This is a genomic window from Actinomycetota bacterium, from assembly GCA_030776725.1.
Lineage (GTDB): Bacteria > Actinomycetota > Nitriliruptoria > Nitriliruptorales > JAHWKO01 > JAHWKW01.
Genome location: JALYHG010000215.1, coordinates 1 through 3,243 on the forward strand (window position 1 = coordinate 1; position 3,243 = coordinate 3,243).

At 71.2% G+C, this 3,243-nt stretch carries 2 protein-coding genes; both read left to right on the forward strand.

Annotated elements, in window-relative coordinates; translation table 11 throughout:
• Window positions 1–2,445 (forward strand): DUF3536 domain-containing protein (locus M3N57_10515; protein ID MDP9023100.1); only part of this gene is annotated, 2,445 nt, incomplete at its 5' end.
• Between the two features lie 11 nt (window positions 2,446–2,456).
• Window positions 2,457–3,243: alpha-amylase family glycosyl hydrolase (locus tag M3N57_10520; protein ID MDP9023101.1), on the forward strand; the 787-nt coding region annotated here is incomplete at its 3' end.

Here is a 3,243-nt window from a genome sequence, read left to right on the forward strand (position 1 = left end):
TACGTCTGCATCCACGGGCACTTCTACCAGCCGCCCCGCGAGAACCCGTGGCTGGGTTCCGTCGAGGTGCAGGACTCGGCGTACCCCTACCACGACTGGAACGAGCGCATCACCGCCGAGTGCTACCCGACGAACGCGGCGTCGCGGGTCCTCGACGACAGTGGCCGCATCGCTCATGTGATCAACAACTACGGACGGATCAGCTTCAACGTCGGCCCGACGTTGCTGGCGTGGATGGCCCGCGCCGCCCCCGACGTCTACCAGGCGATCGTGGATGCCGATCAAGAGAGCCAGAAGCGCTTCTCCGGGCACGGCTCCGCGCTGGCCCAAGCCTACAACCACGTGATCATGCCCCTGGCCAACCCTCGCGATCGACGCACACAGGTGGCGTGGGGGGTCGCGGACTTCCGTCACCGTTTCGGTCGGGATCCCGAGGGCATGTGGCTGCCCGAGACGGCCGTCGACGTCGACACGCTCGAGTCGCTGGCCGAGCACGGCATCCGGTTCACGATCCTCGCGCCACACCAGGTCCGGCGGGTGCGCCGCAACGGTCAACGCTCGTTCGCTGAGGTCACCGCGGGTGACGTCGACACCAGCGTCGCCTACCGCGTGGCGCTGCCGTCGGGAGCGCAGCTGGCCGCGTTCGTCTACGACGGGCCGATCTCGCGGGCGGTGGCGTTCGAGGGGCTGCTGTCCGACGGTCGGCGCCTCGCCGAACGGCTCGTCGGTGCCTTCCGCGACCACGGCGGCCCGCAGCTGGTGCACATCGCCACCGACGGGGAGAGCTACGGCCACCATCACCGCCACGGCGACATGGCGCTGGCGTTCGCCCTGCACCAGCTGCAGTCCGCCCCCGATGTTGAGCTGACCAACTACGGGGAGTTCCTCGAGCGGCACCCGCCCCGCCACGAGCTGCAGATCGCCGAGGACACGTCGTGGAGCTGCGCGCACGGCGTTGAGCGTTGGCGGTCGGACTGTGGCTGCGCCGGCGGCGGCCACGCCGCGTGGGATCAGGGCTGGCGTGCCCCTCTCCGCGACGCCCTGGACTGGCTCCGCGACGAGATGAACGACCACTTCGAGCGTCGTGCCGGGATCACGCTGGCCGACCCGTGGGCGGCCCGTGACGACTACATCCACGTGCTCCTCGACCGCAGCGCGACTGGCGTCTTCCTCGACGATCACGCCCACCGGCCGCTGGACGACCGGGGCCGTACCGAGGTGTGGAAGCTGCTGCAGCTGCAGCGCCACGCCATGCTGATGTACACCAGTTGCGGGTGGTTCTTCGACGACCTGGCCCGGATCGAGACGATCCAGGTGTTGCAGTACGCCGGCCGGGCGATCGAGTTGGCCGGTGAGGTGCTGGGGGTCGACCTCGAAGGTGGGTTCCTGGACCGGCTCGCCCGCGCCCGCAGCAACGACCCCGCCGAGGGCGTCGGGCGCGACGTGTACGACCGCCATGTCCGCCCCGCCATCGTCGACCCGGCCAAGGTCGCGGTCAACCAGGTGGTCAGCTCCCTGTTCGACGGCCAGCCGCAGATCCCCAACTACACCGTCCGACGCGAGCGCGGACGGACGCTGACCGCAGGGGCTGCTCGTCTCGCGGTCGGGCGGGTGACGGTGCGGTCGGTGATCACCGCCGAGGCCGCCCGCCTGGAGTACGCGGTGCTCCACCTCGGTGATCACAACATCGACGCCGGGGTCCGCGACGTCGGTCAAGACGCCGACTACGACGCGATGGCCGCCGAGCTCGGCGAGGTCTTCGCCGTCGCGGACTTCCCCGCGGTGATCCGTCGCCTCGGGCGGCACTTCGGCGACCAGCGCCACTCCCTGCCGAGCCTGTTCCGCGACGAGCAGCGCCGCATCCTGGGCACCATCCTCGACTCCTCCGTCGAGGATGCCCGTGCCGCCTACCGGGCCATCTTCCGACCGCGGGCACCGCTCATGCGCTACCTCACCGACCTGGGCGCACCGTTGCCGCGGACCTTCCAGCGGGCCGCAGACGTGGTCGTCAACGACGACCTGCAACGGGCGCTGACCGCCGATGACGTCGACCCGCAGCAGGTCCAGGCGCTCCTGGATGACGCCCGAGCGTGGGGCATCGACCTCGACACCGTCCGGCTCACCCGCACCGTGAGCGCGACGCTGGAGTCGCTGGTCGAGCAGCTGGCGCGGAGGTTGACCGAACCGTCGTTGTTCCGCCAGTTCGGTGAGGCGGAACGTGCGGCGCTGCGCCACACCACCACGCTGGCGGAGATGACGCGATCCTTGCCGTTCGACGTGGACCTGTGGCGCGCCCAGAAGCTGTTCTACGACATGCTGCAGTTGATCTACCCCGACCTGGTCGGCCGGGCGCACGCCGGCGACGCGGCCGCGGCCGCCTGGAGGGCGCAGATCGAGGTCCTCGGTGACGCGCTCGGCGTCGCGGTCGCTGCCGGCCCCGTGTAGTCGGCGCCGACATGTACGTCCCCACAGCGACCTACCGCCTCCAGCTCGGCGCGCGGTTCGACCTGCGCGCCGCTGCAGCGATCGTGGACTACCTCGCCGACCTGGGCGTCGGCGACGTGTACCTGTCGCCGATCCTCACGGCCCCGCGCGGCGCCGCTCACGGCTACCACGTCACCGACCCGACGCGGATCAACCCCGAGCTCGGCGGCGACGAAGGCATGGCCACGCTCGCCGCGGCGCTGACCGGCCGCCGCCGCGGGGTGCTGCTGGACATCGTCCCCAACCACCTCGCTGCCAGCACCGAGAACCCGTGGTGGGTCGATGTGCTGACGCACGGCCCCGCGTCGGCGCAGGCGTCGTCGTTCGACATCGACTGGGAGGCGGGCGACGGCCGGGTGGTGTTGCCGATCCTGGGACGTCCACTCGACGAGGCGATCGACGCCGGGGACATCACGCTGGCCCTCGACGACGACGGGCTGCACCTGCACGTCCCCGGCGACCGTCTGCCGCTGGATCCCGCGACGTACGCCGATGTCTTCCGCCCGACTCTTGCCCGCCTCCGTGTCGACCTCGGCGATCGCCATCCGGCCGTCCGCGAGCTGGCCCGCCTGGTCGGCATCTCCGAGCAGGTCCCGCCCCGCCACGCCACCAGCGACCCGGAACGCGACCGTCGCCACGACCTCGCCGAGGAGCTCACCCAGCGCCTCCGCCAGCTCGACACGCACAGCCCACCGCTGCACCGGGTGTTCACCGACGCCGTCCGCGAGGTCCGAGACGAGCGTCTGCGCCGCCTCCTCG